At 47.8% G+C, this 25,006-nt stretch carries 13 protein-coding genes; 2 read left to right on the plus strand and 11 right to left on the minus strand.

The window, feature by feature from the left end:
- Positions 1 to 136: 136 nt before the first annotated feature.
- From H3H32_RS23180 to H3H32_RS23210, 7 genes are all read right to left on the minus strand, one after another.
- Positions 137 to 1,867, minus strand: coding sequence for a RagB/SusD family nutrient uptake outer membrane protein (locus H3H32_RS23180; protein WP_182457980.1), 1,731 nt, complete (start codon positions 1,865 to 1,867; stop codon positions 137 to 139).
- A gap of 21 nt (positions 1,868 to 1,888) precedes the next feature.
- Positions 1,889 to 5,455, minus strand: coding sequence for a TonB-dependent receptor (locus tag H3H32_RS23185; protein WP_182457981.1), 3,567 nt, complete (start codon positions 5,453 to 5,455; stop codon positions 1,889 to 1,891).
- Between the two features lie 29 nt (positions 5,456 to 5,484).
- Entirely contained in the window at positions 5,485 to 6,537 is a 1,053-nt protein-coding gene (locus H3H32_RS23190) for a FecR family protein (protein ID WP_182457982.1), read from the minus strand.
- A gap of 53 nt (positions 6,538 to 6,590) precedes the next feature.
- Positions 6,591 to 7,172 carry an RNA polymerase sigma-70 factor gene (locus tag H3H32_RS23195; RefSeq protein WP_182457983.1) on the minus strand — a complete coding sequence of 194 codons (582 nt, stop codon included), beginning with the start codon at positions 7,170 to 7,172 and terminating at the stop codon, positions 6,591 to 6,593.
- Between the two features lie 198 nt (positions 7,173 to 7,370).
- The gene (locus H3H32_RS23200; protein ID WP_182457984.1) at positions 7,371 to 8,045 is read right to left on the minus strand and encodes a GDSL-type esterase/lipase family protein; all 675 of its coding nucleotides are present in this window, start codon (positions 8,043 to 8,045) and stop codon (positions 7,371 to 7,373) included.
- A gap of 70 nt (positions 8,046 to 8,115) precedes the next feature.
- Positions 8,116 to 10,437: an NHL repeat-containing protein gene (locus tag H3H32_RS23205; protein ID WP_182457985.1), complete on the minus strand. Its 2,322-nt coding sequence runs from the start codon at positions 10,435 to 10,437 to the stop codon at positions 8,116 to 8,118.
- A 332-nt stretch (positions 10,438 to 10,769) separates the two neighbouring features.
- The gene (locus H3H32_RS23210; RefSeq protein ID WP_182464456.1) at positions 10,770 to 12,095 is read right to left on the minus strand and encodes a UDP-N-acetylmuramoyl-tripeptide--D-alanyl-D-alanine ligase; all 1,326 of its coding nucleotides are present in this window, start codon (positions 12,093 to 12,095) and stop codon (positions 10,770 to 10,772) included.
- A gap of 144 nt (positions 12,096 to 12,239) precedes the next feature.
- On the opposite strand from H3H32_RS23210, the gene H3H32_RS23215 reads away from it, so the two are divergent.
- The gene (locus H3H32_RS23215) at positions 12,240 to 14,510 is read left to right on the plus strand and encodes a T9SS type A sorting domain-containing protein (protein WP_182457986.1); all 2,271 of its coding nucleotides are present in this window, start codon (positions 12,240 to 12,242) and stop codon (positions 14,508 to 14,510) included.
- A 3-nt stretch (positions 14,511 to 14,513) separates the two neighbouring features.
- On the opposite strand, the gene H3H32_RS23220 is transcribed toward H3H32_RS23215, so the two are convergent.
- The gene (locus tag H3H32_RS23220) at positions 14,514 to 15,404 is read right to left on the minus strand and encodes a hypothetical protein (RefSeq protein ID WP_182457987.1); all 891 of its coding nucleotides are present in this window, start codon (positions 15,402 to 15,404) and stop codon (positions 14,514 to 14,516) included.
- 42 nt (positions 15,405 to 15,446) lie between these two features.
- Positions 15,447 to 18,230, minus strand: coding sequence for a GEVED domain-containing protein (locus H3H32_RS23225; protein ID WP_182457988.1), 2,784 nt, complete (start codon positions 18,228 to 18,230; stop codon positions 15,447 to 15,449).
- A 584-nt stretch (positions 18,231 to 18,814) separates the two neighbouring features.
- On the opposite strand from H3H32_RS23225, the gene H3H32_RS23230 reads away from it, so the two are divergent.
- On the plus strand, positions 18,815 to 19,183 hold the full coding sequence (locus tag H3H32_RS23230; protein WP_182464457.1) for a hypothetical protein: 369 nt from the start codon (positions 18,815 to 18,817) through the stop codon (positions 19,181 to 19,183).
- An 82-nt stretch (positions 19,184 to 19,265) separates the two neighbouring features.
- On the opposite strand, the gene H3H32_RS23235 is transcribed toward H3H32_RS23230, so the two are convergent.
- Together H3H32_RS23235 and H3H32_RS23240 are read right to left on the minus strand one after the other, a co-directional pair.
- On the minus strand, positions 19,266 to 24,086 hold the full coding sequence (locus tag H3H32_RS23235) for an SdrD B-like domain-containing protein (RefSeq protein ID WP_182457989.1): 4,821 nt from the start codon (positions 24,084 to 24,086) through the stop codon (positions 19,266 to 19,268).
- A 427-nt stretch (positions 24,087 to 24,513) separates the two neighbouring features.
- Positions 24,514 to 24,975, minus strand: coding sequence for a hypothetical protein (locus tag H3H32_RS23240; RefSeq protein ID WP_182457990.1), 462 nt, complete (start codon positions 24,973 to 24,975; stop codon positions 24,514 to 24,516).
- Between the last annotated feature and the right edge of the window lie 31 nt (positions 24,976 to 25,006).

Raw genomic sequence — 25,006 nt, forward strand, 5'->3', positions numbered from 1 at the left:
AACCGTTGTGTACCTAACGGCACACGTTTCCTAAACATGGATGCTCTTTCTACCGACGCTACGCTGTATAGACCCTACGGGCCATTCCGAATACCGAATTTACGTTAGTCGAAGGAATTAGTTCCGTTAAAATTAATTACTCCCAGTTTGGATTCTGAGTCAGGTTGGGATTCAGCAAACGCTCCTGTGTCGGAATGGGGTACAGATAATCCCGAGCTTCGTTGAATTTCTTGGTGATATGTCCGTTCACCACAATATTGCCGCCTTTGTTGCCATTTTCCAGCAATATTTCGCTGCCTAACTTGAGGAGCTGAGCGCCAGCAACTGTGGGCTTAGTGCCCTCGTAGATGACCAGATCAATTTTTCCATTTTTATCCAGATCATAATTCCCAGGCCCTGGAAAATACATTCCTTTGAAGGTTTTGGTAAGCAATTGGCCTTCTTTCCAGCGAATGAGATCATCCCAGCGGAAGAAATTTTCCATCACCAGCTCAACGCGTCTTTCCCGCCGGATTTCCAGAATTACCCCCGTGTTACTTCCACTTAACTGGGTATACTGTTGCGCCTGATAGGGATCAGGATTCGCATTGGCACTTGTCAGGTTGATATTTGGCATGCCGACTCGATCGCGGGTTAGTTTGGTTGATCGGTCCAGATCGGCCTGGGTTAAGGTACCTCGCTCGGCTTTAGCTTCCGCGAAATTCAGGAGTACTTCGGCGTACCGGAAAATGGGCATATCGGTAATATCCTTGCTGAAGGTATCCCACTTCGGTGCCGACACGAACTTGATCAGTTGATAGCCTGTAACCGTAGCGCCAAATTCCGCAACCAACGGAGTTGTTTCACCAATTCGGGTGTAGCCCGGTGTTCGAATGGTTTGCGACAAACGAGGGTCCCGGTTTTGTACTTCGTCATAAAACTGCATGGTTTCGTACCCTTTGATATCCGTAAAACGCGATCCATCGGCCATTAAATAGCTGTTTACCAACTTCTTCTCCAGACCGGGCTTTCCGTACGATGCGGTCATCGTGTAGTAATTCAGGTTATGATAAACCTGTAATTCATCACTAAAATCCCGCGCCAGAATCACCTCATCCGGAATGGCATTATCGGACGAAAACAGCTTGCCATAGGCCGTAGCCGGTGTGGCTTTGTAGATTGTATAGCCACTGTTCGTCATTAGGTTCTCCGATGCAGAAACGCATTCATCCAGAAATTTATCGGCACCGGGAAGGTTGAATTCAGGGTGATACTTCCGGAAGGTGCCTTCGTATAAAGCCATTCTGGATTTTAGCGCAAGGGCGGTCCATTTGGTAATGCTGTTCACCTGCCGGGAGCCATCAAGATTGGCAATGGCATAATTGATATCGGCCATCACCGAATCCATCACCATTGTGCGCGAGTCACGTGCTTTCGTCAGCATCTCCTGATCCGACACCTCAATGGCGCGGGAATACCAGGGAACATCGCCAAATCGCTTGACCATGCCAAAATAAAAATAGGCGCGGAAGAAACGGGCTAATCCATTGTATTTGGCTACCGCTTTGGTATCCGGGCATTTGGCAGAATTGGCCAGAAAGTAATTGATATTTCGTAAGGTAGTCCAACTCCAGCCTCCCCCGCTGGTTGGCACAACACGTGTGCCCTGCAATTCGTCGCGAAGGCTATTCTTCACCACATTGTCAACATCCTCATTATACACATCCTCAGCAGACGGCAAGGCATTGTAAAACGAATTGGTGTAGAGCAAAAGGTCGTTTTCGGTCTTGAAAAAGGTTTCAGGCGAAATCGCATCCTGAGGAACCAGGTTCAGATCGCAGGCGGCCAGACCAATGGCTACGGCTATGAGACTAATTAATTTTTTCATCTAACTACGGAGTAAATCGGTTTAGAACGTGATGTTCAGGCCAGCAGAAATGGTTTTCGACAAGGGGTACGTTCTGCCGTTGGTGGCATCACCATCCAATTGCTCAGGATCAATGTATTTGGAGCGGAGTGGTGTGTACGTCAGCAGATTTTCGCCACTCACATAAATACGGGCTCGCGGTATCCAGATTTTCTTGGTAAGCTGCTCGGGAAAGGTGTAGCCAATCACCACGTTTTTCAGCCGGAGATAACCCACATTCTGGATGTACCGGTCATTGGCTGCGTTCAAATCTCCTCCCCCATTTAGGGCGGTATAGCCTCTCAGAACCGGGAAATATGCATCGGTATTGGTTGGCGTCCAGACATCGGCTTCGAAATTCTCAGGAATAAAGGAGTAATACGGCCGGGAATATGGCCCCCAGAATTTATCGGCATTGTTACCGGGATACCAGTTCTTCCGTAGGATACCCTGCGCCAATATCGACAGGTCTATTCCATTCCAGGTAGCACCCAGGTTTATGCCATAACGATAGCGAGCCCGGTCGTTACCAATCACTTTCAAATCGCCATGATTAGCCAGCGTATTGGCCCCCTGATCTATTTTGCCATTGCCATCGATATCGATAAACTTAAGATCTCCTGCCTGCAATTTGCTCCAGTCGCCGGGTGCGCTCAGGCGTTGCTTATTAACAATGGTTTGATCCACGGTGTAGGCTTGCGCTTCTTCGTTGGTTTTGAAGTATCCGTCAATCGAATAGCCCCAGATATCGCCAATTGTCTGGCCTTCGTAGCGGCTCGACAGAATTTTGTTTGGGTTATCGTATCGGGTAATCGTCGATTTAGAATCGGAAAGAATAAAGGAGGCATTATACGCCAATGCTTTACCTGCTACTTTAACCTGATCGCGCCATCCGATGGACAGTTCGAAACCCTTGGTTTGCAAATCCCCGGCATTTTGCGTGGGCACCGTAGCGCCATACACCGCAGGCAGCACCTGACCCGGCACCAGCATTCCGGTTGTATTGCGGATATAGGCATCCAGGGATAAATTCAGTCGGTTTTTCAACAAACCCGCATCCAGACCAAGATTGGACGTCGTAGCTTTTTCCCAGGTAAGATCGGGCGAAATCGGATTGGGGTTATTGACATACGTAAGCTTTTGCCCATTGGTTATCCAGCTCGATTGAGCCGTTGGCATGATGGGTATGTAGGGATAAAAGCTCGCCGAGTTGGTATTGGATGGTAACTGGTTGCCCAACGTACCATACGAAGCTCTGATTTTCAGATTATCGACTACCTGTTTCAGCGGTTCAAAGAAGCTTTCTTCGCTAAGCCGCCATCCCGCCGAAACCGATGGGAAGAAACCGTATCGTCGGCCTTCACCAAAGCGTGATGTTCCATCGTAACGGCCATTCACTTCCAGAAGATACTTGCCAACGTAATCATAATTCAAGCGGTAGAATGCCCCGAACAGCGAGTACTGGTAGGAATCTCCGGCCGAAAGTTGTTCGCCAGTACCCAGATTTAAATCATTAAGACTTTCTGAGAGCAGATTTTTTCGGGCACCAAACAAGCGCTGGTGTTTTCTGGATTCATAGTTTACCCCCGCGGTGGCTCCAACGTAGTGTTTCCCAAATGTCTGGTTATACGAAGAATACAGGTTCGTGACGTTTGCGGGGTCAAACCACATGGTCTTACGGTACTGATCGGTATTGTAATTGGGTACCGTGGCCAGGATTCCTGGCTGAATTGAGTACTGCGCCACAGCAGACCGATACCAATCATCGGCGATATAAAAGGAATAGGAGTAATTACCCACCAGATTCCAGTTCTTGGTAAAGTCGATGGTAACCGAATTGATGGCGGTCAGTTCGTGAACCTTCTTTTCGCCACCGGCTACGCCTTTCAACAAGTTCGCGAATAAACCATCTCCGATGGAGTAGTTGTTTTTCAGCGTGTTATAGGTAGCCGTACCATCTGGATTCGTGGGAGCATAGGCTGGCAAAGCATGTACTGTAATGGCCACAAAATTGGCGTTGGCACCGCCTTCCAGACCCGGATAGGTATATCGAGAATCGAAGTACTGGATATTACTACCCACTTTGAGCCAGGGCGTCAACTGTGCGTTAATCTTGCTGCGAAGGGTGTACGACGTGAATTTATCGGTATTGATTTTCATGATCCCGTCCTTCTCAAAAATTGACCCCGACAGGAAGTAATTCACCTTATCTGTCCCTCCCGATAAATTGATGTTGTGCTGTTTGGATGGCTCGGTTGTATTGAAGAGCGTATTCCACCAGTCGTAATTGCCGTAATAGTTATAGATATCCTTACCATTCACATTTTTAACCACCGTCCAGGGGCGAGCCGGATTTTCAACTTTATCGTACCGGCGAGCTTCCAGTTCCTTATAATCTTCCTCAGAATAACGGGTGTAGCTGTTGCCGGTAGCTCTGGTAAACGCTTCGTCGTTCATTCGCACGTACTCGTAGCCATTGGTCAGGAATTTGGTGCTCACCGTTGGTGCCGACCAGCCATAGTTGCTGCTATACGAGATGGTTGTTTTGCCGTTCTTGGCTGTTTTGGTCGTTACCAGAATAACCCCAAAGGCACCCCGTGCGCCATAAATAGCCGAGGCAGCGGCATCTTTCAACACTGATACCGACTCCACATCGGCGGGGTTGATGCGATTGATATCGCCTGGAATACCATCAATCAGCACCAACGGGCCTCCTCCATTGATAGACGTTTCTCCCCGAACGTTCAGGTTGCCGCCCTGCCCTGGCTGACCCGTACTGAACGTAATGTTCAGGTTGGGCACCATGCCCTGAAGAATCTGGGACATATTATTCAGCGGTCGGTTCTCCAGCTCTTTCGCCAAAACCTGCGAAACCGCCCCGGTCAGGTTCACCTTCTTTTGCGTGCCATAGCCCACCACCACTACTTCGCTCAACGAGTTGTGTGTTTCCTTCAGGGCCACCTTCAAGTTTGTCTGGTTATTCTTCACCGGCACCTCCAGCGCTTCATAGCCAATGAACGAGAAAGAAAGGATTAGCTCGTCGCCCAAATCGGGAATGCTAAGCGAAAACCGACCATCCGCATCGGTTGTGGTACCTCTTGTGGTTCCTTTTACCACAATGCTCACGCCTGGCAGCGGCTGATTGCTGGCAAAATCATTGACCTGGCCCGACAGGAGTCGCCTGGGCTGTTCAAACACAACAGGCACGTTGATCCGAAAAACAGGAACAGACAACAGACTTGTTTGCGCATTACTTTTTTTCAGAATGATCTGTCCGTTAACTACCTCCCAGGCTACATCTAACGAGGTGAATAACCGCTGGAGCACACTGGCTAAACGTTCATTGCGCGCACTGATCGAGATCCGTTTATCGGCCCCAATGACTCGGGGGCTGTAAACAAATCTGACATCAACAGCCTTCTCAAGTTGCTGTAATACAGTTCGTACCGTTTCGCTTTCTACTGTTATGGAAACGGGTCGACTCATCAGGTCTGGTGCCGAAATGGGCACAGCCTGGACTAGACTAGCACTCAGCAGGATGCTGAACACTAGCGAAAGTAAACATTTCATAAAGTGTAATTGATTGAGTAGTTCTCGGTTTAAGGACAGCCCCGACTGCTGACCTGGATTTGGGTACCTTTGGTTTGGTAGGTAGCGCCAATGGATAGGCAAATCATATCCAACTGGGCTGATAATGGTTGATTTGCCAGATTGGCCGTTAGCGTGCAATTGACGAGTGCCTGCTCGTCGAAGGAGATATGTATCCCATACACATCGTCCAACTCCCGAAACACCTTGGCAACGGGCGTATCGTCGAATACAAACTGCGTTTTGATAGCCTCTGGCCGTAGTACTACCGGATGGTCGGCCAGCGATTTTACGATTCGCCTGTCGGCCAGAAAGTACGTAGCTTTTTCATTGGGTTTCAGCACCATATCAGAGGTAGCAGCCTGCTTGTCCGTTTGTTGATAAACAGCCACTCGTCCCGTCCGAACTACAACCTCGGCGGTGGGCTTATCTGCTTTAGCGACAATGGTAAAACTGGTTCCCAGTACCTTCGTGACCAGCCCATTGGCATACACCAGAAAGGGCCGTTCTGGATTTTTAGTGACCTCAAAAAATGCCTCCCCATCCAACTGAACCTCCCGACGATTGCCCGTAAACATTGACGGATACTGTACCTGACTACCTGGCTTTAGGGTAATGACACTGCCATCCGACAAGGCTACCCGAATTGGTTGATCAGACTCGTTTGTTTTGCGTACCAGCTCCAGTTTGCCTGTCTGCGCAGTCAGGCGTCCTGAATCTGTTTCGCGACCAGCGTTCATCAGAAAATACCAACTCAGTCCAATCCCCAACACCAGAACAGCCGCAGCAGCCAGGCGATAGAGCCCTATCGGCATCGCCCTAATGTTAGTCGACGGTCTGATCTGTTCGGCTAGCTGCTGCCAGTAATGTTCGATAAACGCGCGCTTATCGGAAGCAGCTCGCGTCAATTCAGTTTCAGCGTCCAGCGCATCGTACCAGGCTTCCACCTGCGCTCGTTCGCTATCGGATGCTTCACCGTTTTGGTACTTGGTCAATAAGGCCCGGAGTTGTTGTGGGTCCATTTCGTCAGTCAATGGCAAGCCCTCTTTTGGAGCCGCCTTCATAAGAGAGACGGTCAACTTTAAAAATTCCCTAAGCCTTTTATGTTATGCTTTTGTTAACGACCGAACAGGACTGTCAACACAACGGCGGTGGCATAGTCGTGCAGGTTTGCACGGAGGAAGGTAAGTGAGCGGGAAAGGTGGTATTCAATTGCTTTCTCGGACAGGCCAAGTCGCATGGCAATTTCGCGAATAGGCAGTTGTTCAAAGCGGTTCAGAATAAATACTTCACGCGTTTTGTCGGGTAATTGTAACAAAGCCTGATTGAGCGATTCGGTGAGTTCACTAAACTGAACCGTATTGGCCGTATCGAGTGTACCAACGGGCGAGGTATAAACAAAGTGGCTGGCATACTGTTCGCCGTGTAATTGCGTGCGAACGTGGTCAATAATAAGGTTTTTGAGAGAAGTGGTCAGGTAAGCCGTCAGGTTACTGATCAGGAGTGTTTTGCGTTTTTGCCAGAGCCGGAGAAACAAATCCTGGGCAATATCGGCAGCAACATCTTCATCGCGGAGTTTACGATTGGCCATGGCAAAAAAGTCGTACCAATGGCGTTTATACAGCGTTTGGAATGCCTCTTCGTTGTCATAACGAAGCAGAGCGACCAGGTCGTCGTCATTCAGCGTTTGCTCAGACATAGCCACAAAATTGGCATTGACGGCGCACTAAACAGCCATACGTACGTTAAGTTTTTGTGAATTATCACCCACTCAAATTACCCACTTCGCCCGATATGCCTGCCAATATCACCCATTGAACAACTCATTGATCAGGAAAAGGCACAGGTCATCTGTTCTAGTTTACGACTACAAACTCGGCATCTCACCACAGATTCATTATTTCAAATAAGGCCCCAAGACCTTGGCCCACCGCTTATAACCTTCTGGAAGCATGTGCAGGCTATCAGGTTTGAATAATTCGGGGACAGGCTGGCCCGCTTTAGTCAGCATCACAGGGCGGATATCCACAAATTGAGTATTCTTTCGTTTCGCCAGATAATCTTTGATCAGTTGATTTGCGATGTCGTTCTCCGCAAAAAACTTCCGGCGCGATGGGCTTGGCTTGATCGAAATAAACGTAAACAGCACATTCGGCAATTTCTGGCGGACATGCACAAACAAGGCCACGAACCGTTCGAAGGTCTGCTGACCAGTTAGTTTACCTGTAGCAATGTCATTTTCGCCAGCGTATAGAACAACCTGTTTGGGCTGATAGGGAATGATAATTCGGTCAGCATAGAGCAAAACTTCGTTTAACTGAGAGCCTCCGAATCCCCGTTGAAGAATCGTCTTTTTGGGAAAATAGTCAGCCAGATTATCCCAGAGCCGAATGGATGAGCTACCCGTAAAAACAATTGGATTGTGCGGTGGCGGAGTAGTTTGATCCGTTTTTTCAAACGCCCGAATCTCATCCTCGAACGGTTGTTTAGATGCCCCTCCCGTTAATTGCCCAAATGAAGTCAGGTTAACCAGAAACAGGCCAATGCACCAGCTGAACGTTATGCGATTCATACGAAAGATCGTTGTTTGGGGAAGATTTCAAATAAAAGGCAGGACAGTCTCTAAACTCATCCTCAATTGGTTATTTCCTGAACGTAATACTACCGCTAGCATCGAACAACAAAGTCCCCAACTGTTTTAATGCCTGAATATAAACTGCTTGGTTTACCGTAATCTTATGTCCATTAGAAATCGTAACTACATCATCCAGAGTAGGGACACAATTACAATTCCATGTACTAGCATTCGACCAGTTTCCATCCTTTACGCTCATAATACTAACAGTAACAAGGGAAGTCACCTTCCGAATACGATAACTACCGTTACCACCTTCATCTGCGATATAAAAATTACCACGACGATCCAATGCTACGCCGGAGGGATAAACTAGGCTAGCAGCGGTGGCCAAGCCACCATCGCCCCTTGTACCAACAGAGTCACTGCCCACTACGGTAGTGATAATACCACCAGAGGATACCTTCCGAATCCGATGGTTAAGCAGATCAGCTACATATAGATTATTACCATTATCCAATGCCATGCCAGTAGGACTATTCAAGCTAGCAGCTGTAGCCAAATCGCCATCGCCACTAAAACCAGCATTACCATTGCCTGCTATAGTAGTGATAATACCATCTGGTGATACCTTCCGAATACGGTGGTCATACTGATCAGCCATATAAAGGTTATTATTCCTATCTACGATTATTTTGGCGGGACTATTCAAACCAGCAGCTGTAGCCAAGCCGCCATCACCACTAAAACTAGTATTACCATTACCTGCTACAGTAGTGATAATACCATTGGAGTCTATCTTGCGAATACGATGATTATCTAATTCAGCTATATATAGATTTCCACTTCTATCCATCGCAACGTCAGCCGGCTTATTAAGGCTAGCTAGTATCGCAGGACCATTATCCCCACTAAAACCGGCGCTGCCATTACCTGCAATAGTAGTGATAATACCACTAGAGGATACTTTACGGACACGATGGTTAAATGAGTCAGCCATGTAAAGATTGCCAGCAGCATCTACTATCATATTGTAGACCCCATTCAATGTTGTAGCCGTGGCCAAGCCTCCATCGCCACTAAAACCAGCATTGCCATTACCCGCTACAGTAGTGATAATACCATCTGGGGATACCTTCCGAATACGACGATTGAACAAATCAGTAATATAAAGATTATCGCTACTATCTGTTGTTACACCAAAGGGATTGTATAAGCTAGCAGATGTTGCCAATCCTCCATCTCCACTGAAGCTGATATAACCATTACCCGCTACAGTAGTAATGATACCGTCTGATGATACCTTTCGAATCTGATGACCATCTTGAAGAGCAATGTAGAGATTGCCATTATTATCAAACGCTGTACTAACAGGATTGTTTAGACTTGCCTCGGTAGCTAAGCCGCCGTCTCCGGTAGATCTCCTAAGCCCATTACCAACTACAGTAGTAATGATACCATCTGTAGATACTCTACGAACTCGCTGGTTGACGGAATCTGTTATATAGATATTGCCGTACTCGTCCACTATTACACTAGTGGGATTGTTTAGACTTGCGGCTGTAGCTACTCCCCCATCGCCACTAAACCCGCGAGAGTTATTACCAGCTATAGTTGTAATAATACCATTGGCGTCTATCTTCCGAATCCGACAGTTACCTTGATCTGCAATATAAATATTACCAGCAGCATCCACGGCTACTCCTGTAGGATTATACAAACTAGCACGTGTTGCAACTCCACCATCTCCATTAAAGTTACGATTGCCATCACCTGCTACAGTAGTAATAATACCAGAGGTGGATACTTTTCGAATACGATTATTATAAAAGTCAGCAATGTAAAGATTACCAGCAGCATCTAGTGCTATTCCAGTAGGACCAATCAAACTGGCAGCCGTAGCTGGGCCTCCATCTCCAGCCTCAAAAGGGTCAGATCTACCATTACCCGCTACTGTCGTAATAATACCAGAGGTGGATATCTTCCGAATTATGCCAGCGGACTGTTCAGAGATGTATAGATTACCACTATCATCGACAATTACACTGTTAGGGTTCCCTAGAAAAGCCGATGTGGCAGGTCCACCATCACCATTAAAAAGGCTATTCCTAGACAAATAACTGCCCGCTACAGTACTGATAATACCATTGGTAGATACCTTACGAATTCGATTATTTTCTTGATCAGCGATGTAAACAGCACCATTTTTATCCACAGTTACACCCGAGGGACCGTTCAAGCAGGCGGCAGTGGCTGCCCCCCCATCCCCTTTTAAGTCAGATCCAGCTACTGTCGTAATAATTTGAGCAGGAAGCCAGGTAGAAATCAGCAATAAAATGACGCTTAAACAAAGTGTTAGTTTGTGGTGAGATAGAAAAAGGTGCTTCATACTAGGATACAAAGGTCATTCGGGTAATACTTATAATCCCTTTAAATAAGCGAAACCTATATCTAATTATCAATGTGGCAAGCATTTAACAAACCAAATCTTACCCCAAAAGTCCCAAAGTTCAGATTTCAGATAAAAGGCAAGACGGTCTCTAAACTCATCCTCTTAAGATTCATGTAAATTTTTCGATGTGCGAAAAATTTACATGAATCTTAAAAATGATTCGACATTTATCAGGAAACATTGCGGGATCTGATCAGCTACTTTCTAACCTTAGAAATCGTTAAACAAACTAAAACAATTTGGCGTATATGAATAAATTGAAATGGATGTCAAATAAAAGGTAGTACCGTCTCTAAACTCATTCCCCGTGACCCTTTTATCAGAAAACTCGTGTCAGTCATGGGATTATCCATGATCCAGTTGTGTAGCGAAAATTTGTCCGGGAAATAATAGGCTTTGGGCAAGTAACCAAGCGCATAATGCATGTCTTTACCCGCCAGAATAACCAGGTCGAACTTACTATCAGCAATGAGTTTGCCTAGTGCCGCATGTTCAGCTTCGCTTTCCTCACCGAGTTCGTACATATCGCCCAGAATGACCACTTTGCGTTTGGCAGGGGTAGCCGCAAATTGACGAATAGCCGCTGCCATCGAACTGGGGTTGGCGTTGTAGGCATCGAGCAATACGGTATTGGTCCCTTTAGTAATCACCTGCGAGCGGTTGTTTGTCGGGTTATAATCGGCAATGGCGCGATTGGCTTCCTCAACCGACACCCCGAAATAATCACCGATCGCTAAAGCGGCTAGCATATTCTCGAAATTATACCGACCCGGCAAATGCGTTGTCACTTCCTGTTTGGTCGAATCACGATAGATCACAACGGGAGACTCCTGCAGCAATTCGATTGGCTCGTCAGCAGCCTCTGCTGCGGGATAGAAAATGACTTCAGCCACGGTGGATTCGGAACGAGTATCTTTCAATCGTTCGCGATACATGGCCATCAGGGTTTTATCACGGGAATTGATAAAGACCGTTTTGCCGTTCTGGATCAGGTAATCATATAACTCACCTTTCCCTTTCCGAACGCCCTCAATACCACCGAAACCTTCCAGATGCGCTTTGCCAACATTGGTAATCAGACCATGCGTGGGCTGGGCAATGGAGCAGAGTAATTCTATTTCCTTCTGGTGATTCGCCCCCATTTCCACAACTGCCAGTTCGCACTGTTCATTTAAGGAGAGCAACGTCAGTGGCACCCCAATGTGATTATTCAGGTTACCAACAGTGGCGTAGGTTCGGTACTTTTTCGACAAAACAGCCGCGATAAGTTCTTTCGTGGTCGTCTTCCCGTTAGACCCCGTCAGGCCGATAACGGGAAAGTTAAACGTTTGCCGATGATGGCGAGCCAGGTCTTGCAAGGCCGTTAACCCGTCGGCAACAAGCAGGCAACGTTCCTGATCTCGTTCTGCCACGGCAGGGTCATCGACCAGCGCATAGCGGGCACGCTGGGCCAATGCCTGCTCGGCAAATTGGTTCCCATCGAATTTGTCACCTTTGAGCGCAACAAACAAACAATCAGGGGTAATTCGGCGCGTATCGGTCGACACTCCGGTGCATTCCAGAAATTTATCGTAGAGTTGTTCAGTTGTTACCATCACATTCGGACCAGTTTCTTCGTTTTCAAATCAGGTTTCGCTCCAACCGCGAGGGCGCAACGAAAATTTTGCTTTGCGTCCTTTGTGTAACCTCTGCGCACTTTGCGCCGGGCCGCCGTAGCGGTTAAACACGCCCAAAATTAGATGAAAAAGCTATTTACGCTTTGTTTTTTGCTGAGTCCCCTGCTCAACTATGCGCAGTCGGGTGGGGCCATTGGCTTTCGGTACGACCAAAGTCCAACCGTTACGGTTAATTCGAACGTGTTGCTAAGCCCCTGGGCGGGTGGACTCAACACCCCTCAGTACTCAACCATTCGCTTAAACGACGACACCCGCGACGACCTGGTGGTATTTGATCGGACAACGAACAAGGTCAGTACGTTTATAGCGATCGATAATCCAACTGGTAGCGGAACGTCCTGGAAATATGCCCCCGAATACGAAACGGCCTTTCCAACGCCCTTGTATAGTTGGCTATTATTGGTCGATTACGACTTCGATGGACGCAAAGACATTTTTACAACCAGCGTCAATGGCATAGCAGTCTATCATAATGAGTCGCAAGCCGGACAAGTATCGTTCAAACTAGCCGTCGATCCACTTTTAACTATTGGCCTTAGTGAAACTAGCCAACCAGTCTATGTTGCCAATACGGATATTCCGGTCATTACCGATTACGACGATGACGGCGATATCGACATTATCACCTTCGATGCGGACGGAAACATCCCGGCTTACCAGCAGAACATGAGCGTCGAAAAAACGGGGAAGAAAGGTGGACTGATTTTTCAGCGCACAGGCGGTTCATGCTGGGGGCATTTCCATAAGGAGTTCTGCAATGATTTTACGTTTAATTATCAGTGCGATGGCTCAGGTCGGGTGGCGGCCAATGCAACCACAGCAAAATCGAGTAAAGTTGATCCAAGCCGGGCCAGACCTTTACACTCGGGCAACACCCTTACGGTAGTCGATACGGATGGCGATGGAAAAAAGGATCTTCTGTTCGGTTTTGTGAGTTGCGAAAATCTGGCTCGCCTACGCAATGATGGCGCCAACTCCGACAAAGCTAATTTTACGAGTTACGACAGTTTGTTCCCAGCCGTCAACCCGGTTCTATTTCCGGCATTTCCGGCCGTATTTTTTGAGGATGTAGACGGTGACGGACAGAAAGACTTAATTGCATCGCCCAATGTAACGGCAAACGATAACTATGCCTTCGATTTTCGGGCATCTAGCTGGTTTTATAAAAACAAGGGTACTACCGCAAAGCCTGATTTTCAATTAGCTCAGAAAGATTTTCTGCAAAGCGATATGCTTGATCTAGGCGAACGGGCTGCCCCCGCACTAGCCGATCTGGATGGCGATGGCGACCTGGATATGCTGGTTGGTTACGACGGAGTTGGTCTGGGCAGTAACTACCGCGCCAGTATCTGGCAGTTCGAGAACAAGGGCACAACCCAAAATCCAGCCTTTGTACTCGTCACAACTGATTACCTCGGTCTGACTAAATCCCTGACGCTGACGCACATCGTCCCTTCCTTTTTCGATGTCGATGCGAATGGCAGTATGGATCTGATAATCACCGGCACCTCTACGCAGGCAATTGAGATTCGTGTATTGATCAATGCCGCAGCCAAAGGAGTTGCCTCACAATATAACCTTGCCGGAGCCTTACGCTGGCCAACCCCCGATTTAATGGGAGCACTCGATCTGCTCACGGTAGTTGATGTTGACAAAGATGGCAAGCCCGATCTGTTAATCGGTAGCAATAGCCTCGGCACGATTCGCTATTACCGCAATGCCGGAACAACCGCTAGCCCTACCTTCCAACTGCAAAACCAAACCTTTGGAGGGATCAAACCTGATCTGGCATTTAACAATACCCATTCCATCGTTGTGGCGGACTTAAATGGTGATCAGAAAAACGAATTAATCTTGGCCGAAAGCAATGGAAAGGTTAGGGTTTACCAATTTCCCGACCCAACGAGTCAATCTCCCCTCACGCTGATTGACTCACTCGCGTCAATCGGGTTGCCGGGCACGAGCCTCATTGCTACTGTAGCTGATCTCGACGGTGACCAACTCCCCGATCTGATGTTAGGAACCCAGGCTGGCGGACTTCGTTATCTGAAAAACACGTCCAAAAAAGTGGTCGTAACAGGTGTACCAGAAGAAGTAACAGGTCCCTGGACATTCCCAAATCCAACGGATCGGTACCTCACGGTGCGCCCGCCCTATGCCGGTACGATAGAAGTTCTTTCTATATCTGGCCAAACAATGCTTCCAGCCCAAACGGTCGCGATCGATACAGATACAACAATTGATCTGGGTAGCCTTCCAGACGGAACGTATTTAGTACGTCTGATGGGAGCAAATCGCCCAGCACTGGTACAGAAAGTAGTGGTTTGGAAGTAAGTTCTAGTGTAATCGGACAATGTACATAGGCACACAACTGGACGATGCACAGGGAAGTGTGGTACAACTTACCGGAGCCATATAGGATGTGGTAACAGTACTACAACCGCCAAGGCTGGCCGAAACAGTATGGCTTACTCCATCCGAATTCAGCCCTGTCAACGAAAAACTCGCCGTTGGCTGATTGGCTACTATCAATACTGTTGTTGAGACAGTACCATCTGTAATGACCAAATTCCCGGCGGCGGCATTACGTAGACTTACCGTTCCGGTCATGGTGTATTGATTCGAGCTGGCATTGCAACTGCCCGGTGTGGCCGTCACGGTCAGCGAGCAAATGGGCGTACAGCGCAAAACACCCGCCTGATTGACTCCAGTGTACTGCCCCGGTTGAATCTGGTTCAGCCCGTTATTGGCCGGAACGGCGTTAAAACTGCTAAAATCAGGGTTAAATAGCAACGCGGGATTTCCATCTGGATTACGTATCTGAAAGGTGATCGTACCAATACTCACCCAGTCGGTACTGGTAATAAGCGGGCAACTAATCGACGAGCTGTTGAGCACCATCGTCAGGTTAAATAAACCAGGGCTCGATCCATCGAAACTATGGGAATCCCAAAGCGATTGACCTTCACAAAGAGAATTGTTATCGAAATTAAGGGACTGATAACTAACAAAGGTCAACGAACTCGGATCATAACTTAGGAAAACCGAGGACGTACCAATTGAAAATGAAGTGGCATCACTTGCCCGAATCTGGAGGGTAGCTAAATATTGACCCTTCTCACAATCAACTTGAGTCGACAGTCGGAGGTTCGCCGTTTGTGCCAGTAGCCTGGAAGATAATACTACACCAAGTAACAGTATAGTCATGAAGAGACCAATCCTTTGCATTTGAAAAGGGTTTATAAAAGCTAAAAACATGAACTTGATTGGTTATAAACCGGGGGTGCCTATTTTGGAACGGTTGAGTACCCAGCGATTGAAATCTTGATTATTAATGATGCCATTGCCATCGGCGTCGATAGATAAATAATGCCCAACGATTGATGCATTCACTTTCCACTTGTTGTAATCGGCACTATTGATCACATCATTGGCGTCGTAATCACCACTATACATGACCAGTTTACTCCCCACAGATTTAAGTTGCGACGTCCCCTTAACCGCGGTGGCATCGGTCGTAAAATCAACGAGTTGGTTGTCGGTCATTGGCCTGCCAGAGAGGATGGCCAGGTGATTACGATGGTGTATCGATGCATACATTGGTTCTGATGACGTGGAAAAGACAACCCCTTCTGTTCCATCGGAACGAATCAACGTACCATCGTTTCGAACAAAGGCTGCAGTTTGGAATAGCACCTCGCCCGCTGCATTTCGGGCTACAACCAGTACCCAGTCCGTCACATTGGACGGGAAGGTTGTGACTTGTTCGGAACCCGTATATGACCAGGGAGCCGATGAATAGGGTTGTTGTTTAGGAAGCAGATTATTGGAAATCAGCAAGCTGTGCATGAGTCCGGTAGTCGCATTCGTAAACCCTTCAAGCAGCACTTTTGCCCGGTATAGCAGCACACAGTTCGTTACCAGAACCGAGGTACTAGCCACGCTCGTGCAACCGACTACACTGGTAACGGTTACCGAATACGCACCAGATGCCGCAACGACAAGGCTGGCACCCGTTTGCCCTGTATTCCAGCGGTATTGGCTCCCTGCGCTGGCAACAAGCGTTAGTGATTGACCGCTACAAACTGACGTAGCCGACGAAGAAATACTAGTGGTAAAGGCGGCAGGTTGGCCAACCGTTACAACAAGACTCTGGCTGCAACCTGCATTAGCGACAGTAGCCGTATAACTCCCCGCCAATAAGCCAGCGAAGGTTCCTGTTGTACTTATCTGATTGCCCAGTGAATAGGAAAAAGGGGCCGTCCCTCCTACTAGTAAGAGGCTAACGATTCCGTCCTGTTTACCAGCACAGGTCGCAGGAATTGCCAGCGCCGACAAGCTAAAACAGGAAGGTGGTGTGGGGTTGTCGATTACTAAGGTGTAATCTTCGGCCTCGCCATAATTATACGGATCGCAAGGGCTTTCAACGAGCCCATCAGCATAGTATTGGCTACGCAACCGGAGCCGGGTCTGCCCAGCGGAGAAGGACGCTGGTATGGTTAGCGTACCCGTTAGGGAAGGCGTCAAATACTGGCTAGCTGACGATTGAAAAAGCTTTTCGGTATCACTAAAAGTCCCATCCTGATTACTATCAAGCCAGATGGTTAGGTGTTGCTTAATGTAACTTCCGACATTGCCCGTAATGGCACTGGCTGTAAACGAGTATACATGCCCCGCCTGTACTTTATGCTGAACATCCGAAAAATCGGAATAACCATCCACGCCAATACCGGTCGCTACAGAACGTAAGGTAGACTGGCTTCCCGTTAGTATAAAGTCATCAATTCTTGGAAAGAAGTTTGCAATAGGCCAGGTGTAAGTAGGTACGCAGTAGAACTGGCCTGTCTTGACACTCGCTACCGCACTATATTGGGTAGTTGCATTTGAGGCCTTGACCCGATAATAATAGGTGGTATTCGACAGTACAGTGCCATCCGTATAAGAAAATGAGCCCGATGGCAAACTGCCAATGACCGTAAAATTGGCGGTAGGATCAAGCGAACGTTCAATAAGAAACCCAGCGGCATTGGTTCCGGAATACGAAAACTGTAGCTGAACGCCTGTTTCTCCTCCCTGAATCGAAGCCGAAAGACCCGTTGGTGTCAAAACCGAACTGTCGACACAATTCAGTGCATAGGCATTACCCGGATCGAGTCGCAGGCTTAGTCCATCAGTCATCCGGGCATACTGTCCGGCGGTAAACGATTTACTCATGCCGCAGGAAAAATAATACGACATAATATTGGCGATCAAGGGGTTGAACAGATCCCCGTTGGCATCCTTACTTGTTCCGGTATAACTACAGCCAGATAGAGTAGCCCCAGTCAGGCCATACGGATCGGCGGGGGTATCGCACACAAAGTCACCAGCGGTTGTGCAGTTAGGGCCAAAAGGCCGCCCCTGCAACGCATCTCCAGGGCGAATCACGAGTTCGCGATTGGCGATCGTGCTGCTCTGATTGTTTTGAAATGTATGATAGAGGTTGAAATAATGACCCAACTCATGGGCTAATGTATAATCTGTTAGCTGGCTGGCTTTCAAAAATACCCGATTCGTGGTAGCCTGTGCGTTTGGGTAATAGGCGTACCCGGTTACCTCACTACCTGCGTAGGTTAGTGTATTGACCAGGTAAACATTGATCGCATTCGATACATCGTTCGCATTGGACAGCAAGCTCTCTTCCGTATTATCATAATCGAACAAGGCCGTATTGTTGATATAATGCGGTAGCTTACCACATAGATAAAAGGCAATATTGATCGGTTGATACAGCTGATTGATCAACACCAGTGCCTGGTTCAGACTGGCGATGTCGGCCCCACCCGTTCCATCGTTCTGGCGCACGACATGAAAGCGAATGGGTATGTACTGGAGTTGCGCGGCACGTCGGCCAGCGGGAAGCGAGTGCTTATGGGCGAGCAATTTCTCTTGCCAGATCAGTTGATCGTCTGTTAACTGAGGAATCCCGCAAATAGCCTGTGCCCTACTCTGGCCAGCTAGTAACAGAAGTTGAATAAGAAGCAGAATACCAAGTGTTTGAGTAACCCTGGACATGGGGTTGAATAGGACTGAGGTAGAACATTTAAGATGAATAATGTGGTATTTTCATCGCATCTCAAACATTGTACCAGGAAGTAAATACTATTCAGAATATTGACGATAAAACAGCATTTATAAATACTATTTTACCTAGCTAACTATTAATTAAAATACATAAAAGTGGTAGTAGTTGATAAGAAACGGCGTTTAAACGTTAGTTTCAATATCTGCCTTAAATAACCGATAACACATTAAGTTTTACACTCAGGATCATAGTCGTCAGATCAAGTACACAGTGATGTCAGTTTCTTAAAACTGACAAGCGAGGTTTCTCAAAACCTCGTTAAGTCGATAGCCTGTCCGTTAGGTTTTAAGAAACCTAACGTGTCAGTTTTAAGAAACTGACATCACTATAACAAAAAGTCAAAACCTTAACCTGGCGGCTATGCTGTTCTGTAGGCAGGCTCATTTTTATAACAGTAAGTAGCTTCAGTAGGAGCACCCAACTAAACTCTTTTCCTTCCTACTAGTTAGTGAGTAAATGGATGGATAGCCTCAACCAACACCAGAAACAAGGCTTACTTAACTTCCTGATGATTATGGAAAATACGAACAACGCCGATCAACAAAGCCCCGACCAAACAGCAGGTAATTCGATAAAAGGGCTCTCACCCCAACATAATAATCCGCCCGAAAACAACGAAGAGGATGACGCCGTTGTGTATGCAGGTCTGGGCGTAAACAACCAACCCGATATTTTAAACCCCGGCGACGAAGAAGCCTCGGACACACTTTTGTATACCGACACGGCTACGGCGCGTCATGCAACTGACGAGCTCTCGAACGACGAAGAACCCGACGAGTTTACAGCAGATGATTTATCCGATGACGACCTGTCGGATGATGAGATAGAAGAGGAAATCGAAGAACTCGAAGAGGAGGAAGAAGAAGGTAACGAGCGCTACTAGCCCGATCCAATACATAATCGTTAAAAAAAAGCGATGCCGAGGAAGTCCTCAGCATCGCTTTTTTTTACTACAAATCAGTCAGTTATGGATGATCGCCAATCCGTTTGGCGCGTTTGGTTTGCTTCACAACCAAAGGCACACAGCTGGTAGGCGGACAATCGCAAACGGTAGGTGGTAACAAGACTGTTACATCGGTATAACAACCAGAAGCATTGTATACCCGAACCGTATAAGCCTGAGCTGAAACGGGGTTAGCCAGGTTACTAACAATCACACCATTTGTCGGAATTACCTGCTTCGTGCCCGACAATACGGTAGCCGCATTGAAACTAGCTCCCAGCGAATACTGGTAGGTGTACGTCGGTTTGAATGCGCTCAGAACGATTTTACCATTGCTTTGGGCTACAATACCTGAACAACCGACGGGCACTGTTGTCGCCTGGAAGGTAGGTAGCGTATCCTCTTCAACAATAAAAGGGCAGCAGCTGAAATCGGGGCACTTGCCGGTAACATTATCCACAGCCAGGCTGTAGGTACCCGGTGCACTCACATCCAGGACGTTTGTCGTCTGGCCCGTTATCTCTACATTATCCTTATACCATTTGTACGACGAACGGCCCGGAGCGGCTGTTAACCGGAACGTATATGCCTGCCCCGCACACATGACAAACGGAACTGATGTACAGACCGAAGCGGTATCGCCAGGAATAGTAGCCACGTTGTACAAAATACCCGAGCTATCAGCAATCGCCTGAAAGGTCAAGCTCAAACTCTGCCCTGCCGACAACGTACCAACGGTCCAGGTGTTGATGGCTCCCGATGTAAACGTGGTTCCAACTGGCGCAGTAGCTGAGTTTGTTACATACGTCAGCCCTATACTTGACGAATCGCGCACGACTACATTCGTTGCAGAAACACTGCCTGAATTGGTCACAACAATCGTATACGTCAACACATCGCCAACTTTCGCTTTGGATTTATCCACGAATTTATCCAGCGACACGGTCGGACTAAGCTTATAGTAGCCCATGTCCACTGTCGGGTTGAATTCACCTGCCGTCAGACTATATACGCCTGTCAGGCCAGTAACTGGATCGCCGTCCGAATCAGTGGCGTCATTGCCTGTATTCTGGCTAGTAGCCGTATAAGCTGCCGGAGCGGTGAAACTTACTGAGTAAGGTACGCTCGGGGTTAAACCTGTGAACGAGTAGAAGCCCGATGCGTTGGTTGTTGTGGTGGCTACAACCGTACCCGAACTCAACAAGGTCACAGTGACGTCCGGAATGGGCTGATCGCCCGCATCCTGCTGACCATTCTTATTTACATCCTCGAATACGTAATCGCCCAGGCCGGCCGGTAACAGATAGAATCCCGCGTCTAGTGTTGGATTGTACTCACCCGGAGCCAGCGTAATCGACTGCGTCTTTCCAGTAATTAAATCAGCATCGGAGTCCTTCGAATCGTCGCCACCCACATTGGCCAGCGTAGCGGTATAGCCTGCCGGGGCCGTAAAGCCTACCACATAACTATTGCTACTACCCGGCGTTAGCCCTGTGAACGAGTAGAAGCCTGTAGCACTCGTCACCGTTGTTGCTGAGGCTACGCCGTTCGTGTATAACGTCACAACTACCCCGTCAATACCAGACTCACTTGCCTCCTGAACACCATCTTTATCGGTATCGAGCCAAACATAATCGCCCAAACCAGCCGATGGAACATAGAAACCAGCATCCAGCGTAGGGTTGTTTTCATCTGGAGCCAGTGTCACTGATTGCGTTTTACCAGTAATGGGGTCAGCGTCACTGTCTTTGGTGTCATCGCTACCGGTATTGGCCAATGTAGCCGTATAACCCACCGGAGCCGTGAAACCAACTACATAGCTATGGCTGTTACCCGGCGTCAGACCAGTAAAGGAGTACAAGCCACTCGCATCGGTAACGGTCGTTGCCGAGGCCACTCCATTGGTATAGAGCGTTACGGTTACTCCGGCAATTGGTGTGTCGCCTGTATTCTGAATGCCATCTTTGTTCGCATCCAGGAACACATAATCCCCCAAACTGGCTAAAGGCAAGTAAAAGCCTGCATCAAAACTATGATTTATATAACCCGTATTCCCAGTCGTCAGGCTAATTACCGGGGCCGTGATACCGGCTACAGTACCTACCAAAGCGTCTGAATCATTCTGATCATTTGCATTTGTCGTTGTACTGTTTACTATGGTCAGCCTCATATCAGCGCCATTGACTGTCAACAAATTATTAGCAAACTGACCGTTGCCAAATACGATTGAGTACGCTGTGTTTGGCAGCAGGGTTGTATCGGCTCCACTACCCAACCACGTTCCAGTTGTCAGCTCAGATTTGCGTGAGAAATAATATTCACCACTGGCATTCGTGGTCGTCGACGCAACTTTAGTCGTTCCTTTATACAGGTCAACCTCAACGCCAGCTAGTGGCTGCTCGCATGGATCTTGCACACCATCTTTATTCGTGTCGATCCATACGCGGTTACCAATTTCGATAACCTCTAGCAGATCGCAGTTTAGTTCAGGTTCTCCTAAACCAGCGGCTTTGGCAAACGTGCCCGGATCAGTACCTGTTGTATAAACAATGTTAGCGGCCTCAGCTACGCCTGTTTGGTTATTCCAGTATTTGACACCGCCCGAATTCGCTATGTTGGCAACGGGGTCGATCGTTGCGCCAACCACGTGGCCGCTTCCTGGTTTTAAGGCTAAGCCACCCAGTGCCAGTTCGGTATGTACGAATCGGTTACCACTGGTGTAGTTGTCATCATAAAACTCACCCGAACCTGGTCCTTGTTGGTTTCCAACGCCAGTACCGCTATAAGGCCCCGCCTTCCCATTGTTCTCCAAAATATATGACCCATTCGAATAATAAGCCCGTAACACATCACCCGCTGCGGGGTTAACTGTGTATATCTTAGTATCGGTAGGATCAGTGTTGTAATTGTTATAGCCTCCCTGCATACCTGTTCGGTCGCCAAAGCCCAGAACCATGGAGCCATCAATATCAATGTCGATATCAGCCAGCATCGGTTGTGGGTGGACTAAACTTTTATAGGCCGCCGTGCTGGTTGCAATAATTAAATCGTTAAATGAATCGGTCCAGGGGTACCAGCCTGTGCTATCTGCACCTGCCTGACCCGGCGAATTTAACGGCGATATGCCATACCCCTTAGGGTAGGTTAACGGAAAATCGAAGATGGAGCTAAAGGTTGATGTACTGATATCAAATGCATAGACATATGCTCGCAGGTCAGATTTATTTTTCGATGTAAGGGCATCGCAGACAGAACCAACATACAGCTTGCCCGAGGTGATATGCAATGCCCAGGGACGCGAGCTACCACCCGAACAGCCAGGATCTGGAATCGCATACGACTTGACATTTGCGCTGGTTGGTTTAGTACCCGATGCATTGTAGGCCGAAATATCAATGCTGTACAGCTTTTTGTCGAACAGGTTAACGAACCAGAGTTTTTGGCCATCTTCCGATACTTCCAGACCACCAATACCAACTTTACCGATCAGCGGAAATACGGCAGCATCGTTGCTGGGTTTGGTTTTGTCAGCCGACAGGCCACGTCCGCCCGCACCATTTACAGGTACCGATGCAGCCCCTACATCGATGCCAATCGTTGACACATCAATGAAATTTTCGGTAGTTACTGTAGTCGAACCGGTATGCGTTACATAGATTCCCCCTACGCCCAGTGGTCCTAAACCGGCGTGCCGGTGCAGGGTTGCCGATACGTATAAGTCTTTCGTTACCCGGTTGTAGCCTAACCCCCAAACGGTACCTATTTCCTTCGCTTCTGTAACGTGCGACATTTCCATAGCTGCCGGATCACTTTCATCATACGGGAAGTAAACGAGCGCGTCGGTATTACCCGATAATGCCGTGGCAGCTACAGGGGGTGATGGATTAAGCTCCAGCGGATCACCATACGTGTAGCAAGGAATAAATATGCTGGGATGATCCTGACAGTACAGAGTTGGATTAGCGATCCCCAAATTAACGGTACAGGATGCCTGGCTGACGAATTGAATACTTGATTTACTCCCTGACCCATAAACTGTTCCAACATCGGAGCCGGTAGGATCACTGAATTCAACCCGAACCGGGTAGCTAATCGTGGAATTGCTAAACGTATAGTTCCCAAACTGATCCGTTGTGACGGGCCCATATTTAACGCCATTGCAGTCGTAGGCGGTAACACTTATACTCGAAACACCCTGTGTTTCAGCAGGCTGCTGAACACCATCTGCATTGAAATCCCGATAAACAACACCACCCAGACCAGTACAGCCAGTTGGCGGGCAAGCAGCAGGCAAGTTAAACGTTTGACTATCCTGGCAGCTCGACGTACCGACAAATTGAGCCGTAACGGTACTCGTGCTGGCAGCTCCTGTCAGCGTAATTTCAAAAGCGACAACCTGGGGCGTCACAATAGTCTGGCTACCCTGAATAACAACATTGGAAGGTTGAGGATACGTTACCGTTGTGATACCCGGCACAATTGTACGACTTTGCCCAGCCGTGGTCACCACAATATAGTCATTAGCGGGGCTATCCTGCCAGCCCACCTCAACACTAACGGTTGCTTTGCTCACTCCGCTTACGGAATAACAGCCCGATACATCGACCCGGTTGAGTGTAAGCGAGCAAGGGGCTGTAGTTTGTGACGTTAACGAACTGCCTGATCCCTGCGACGGGTTACGCGGCTCTTTTCCTTCTACTCTAATTGCTTTGGACGGGACAGAAAAAGCGAACTGTGCAGGGAGATCAGTTACGGCAGTAAATGTCTTGGCAATTACCGAAACAGCTACAAAAAGGCATAGCCAAAGCACTGTTCGTGGAACAGATTGTACAAGATTTTTCATGAATGATTTGTAGATGTATGCGTAAGAGTTAGTGCCCGAAAGCTTTTGCAGCAGTTGATTAGCGACTTGTAGTTCGTACGAAAAAACAGCAACGAACTGGAAATCATTTATTCTGAACAACTACCTAACTCTGACAGCAACCACATATACAAATGCTATACCAACAGTGCAGTAATGGTTTAGATTAATAAAATAAAGGCCATGACTTAGATATAAAGAAAGCGACTATTTTATTAGTTTAATATATAAGTAACAGTGTGTATAATCATCCTAAATTTAAGTTCACCTAATTCTAGCTGCGCTCAATCATCAATAACTATACCATGCTTCCTTTTCAGATAGCATTCACTGATAAAAAACGTGGTGCGGATTGATTCCAAACCTATAAGGTCTTTGAGACCTTATAGGTTTGGAACGCGTGCATGAATCAGGCAGCTCGTAACCACTGCTGCGTTGTCTCCGTTTGAGCGGTAGTAAGCCTGACTTCTTCGGCCACTGTGAGTCTGTGCAGCTCAGTCGTAGTATAGTTTTGACACGCCAGAAACGCCGATGCAACTTCCTGCTGCTCAAGATCGATCAGGAGATAATCGTACTGGCGCAGCAATAAATGAATGCGTATAACCAGCCCAGGATCGCCCAGAAGTGTTTCTGTCTGAATTTTACCTGACCAGGGCGTAGTGAGGTAGTTCAGCCATTGGCCGAGATTTGCGTTAGCCTCCTGCTTCGCTGCCCGGTGAGTGGCTGCCGTTAAGGGTTGATTATCGGTCTGCGAAAGGGCAAAGGCATACACAACCGTTAGGTCGATAGCATCCACTTGATTGGCAGCCCAACGGTTTACGGTCAGTGCTAAATCAACAGAACAGTCGGTGAGCAACAGGGCTTTTTTCATGTGTTATGATAGCAAATAATCTTGCCAAAAT

Source organism: Spirosoma foliorum (genome assembly GCF_014117325.1).
Lineage (GTDB): Bacteria > Bacteroidota > Bacteroidia > Cytophagales > Spirosomataceae > Spirosoma > Spirosoma foliorum.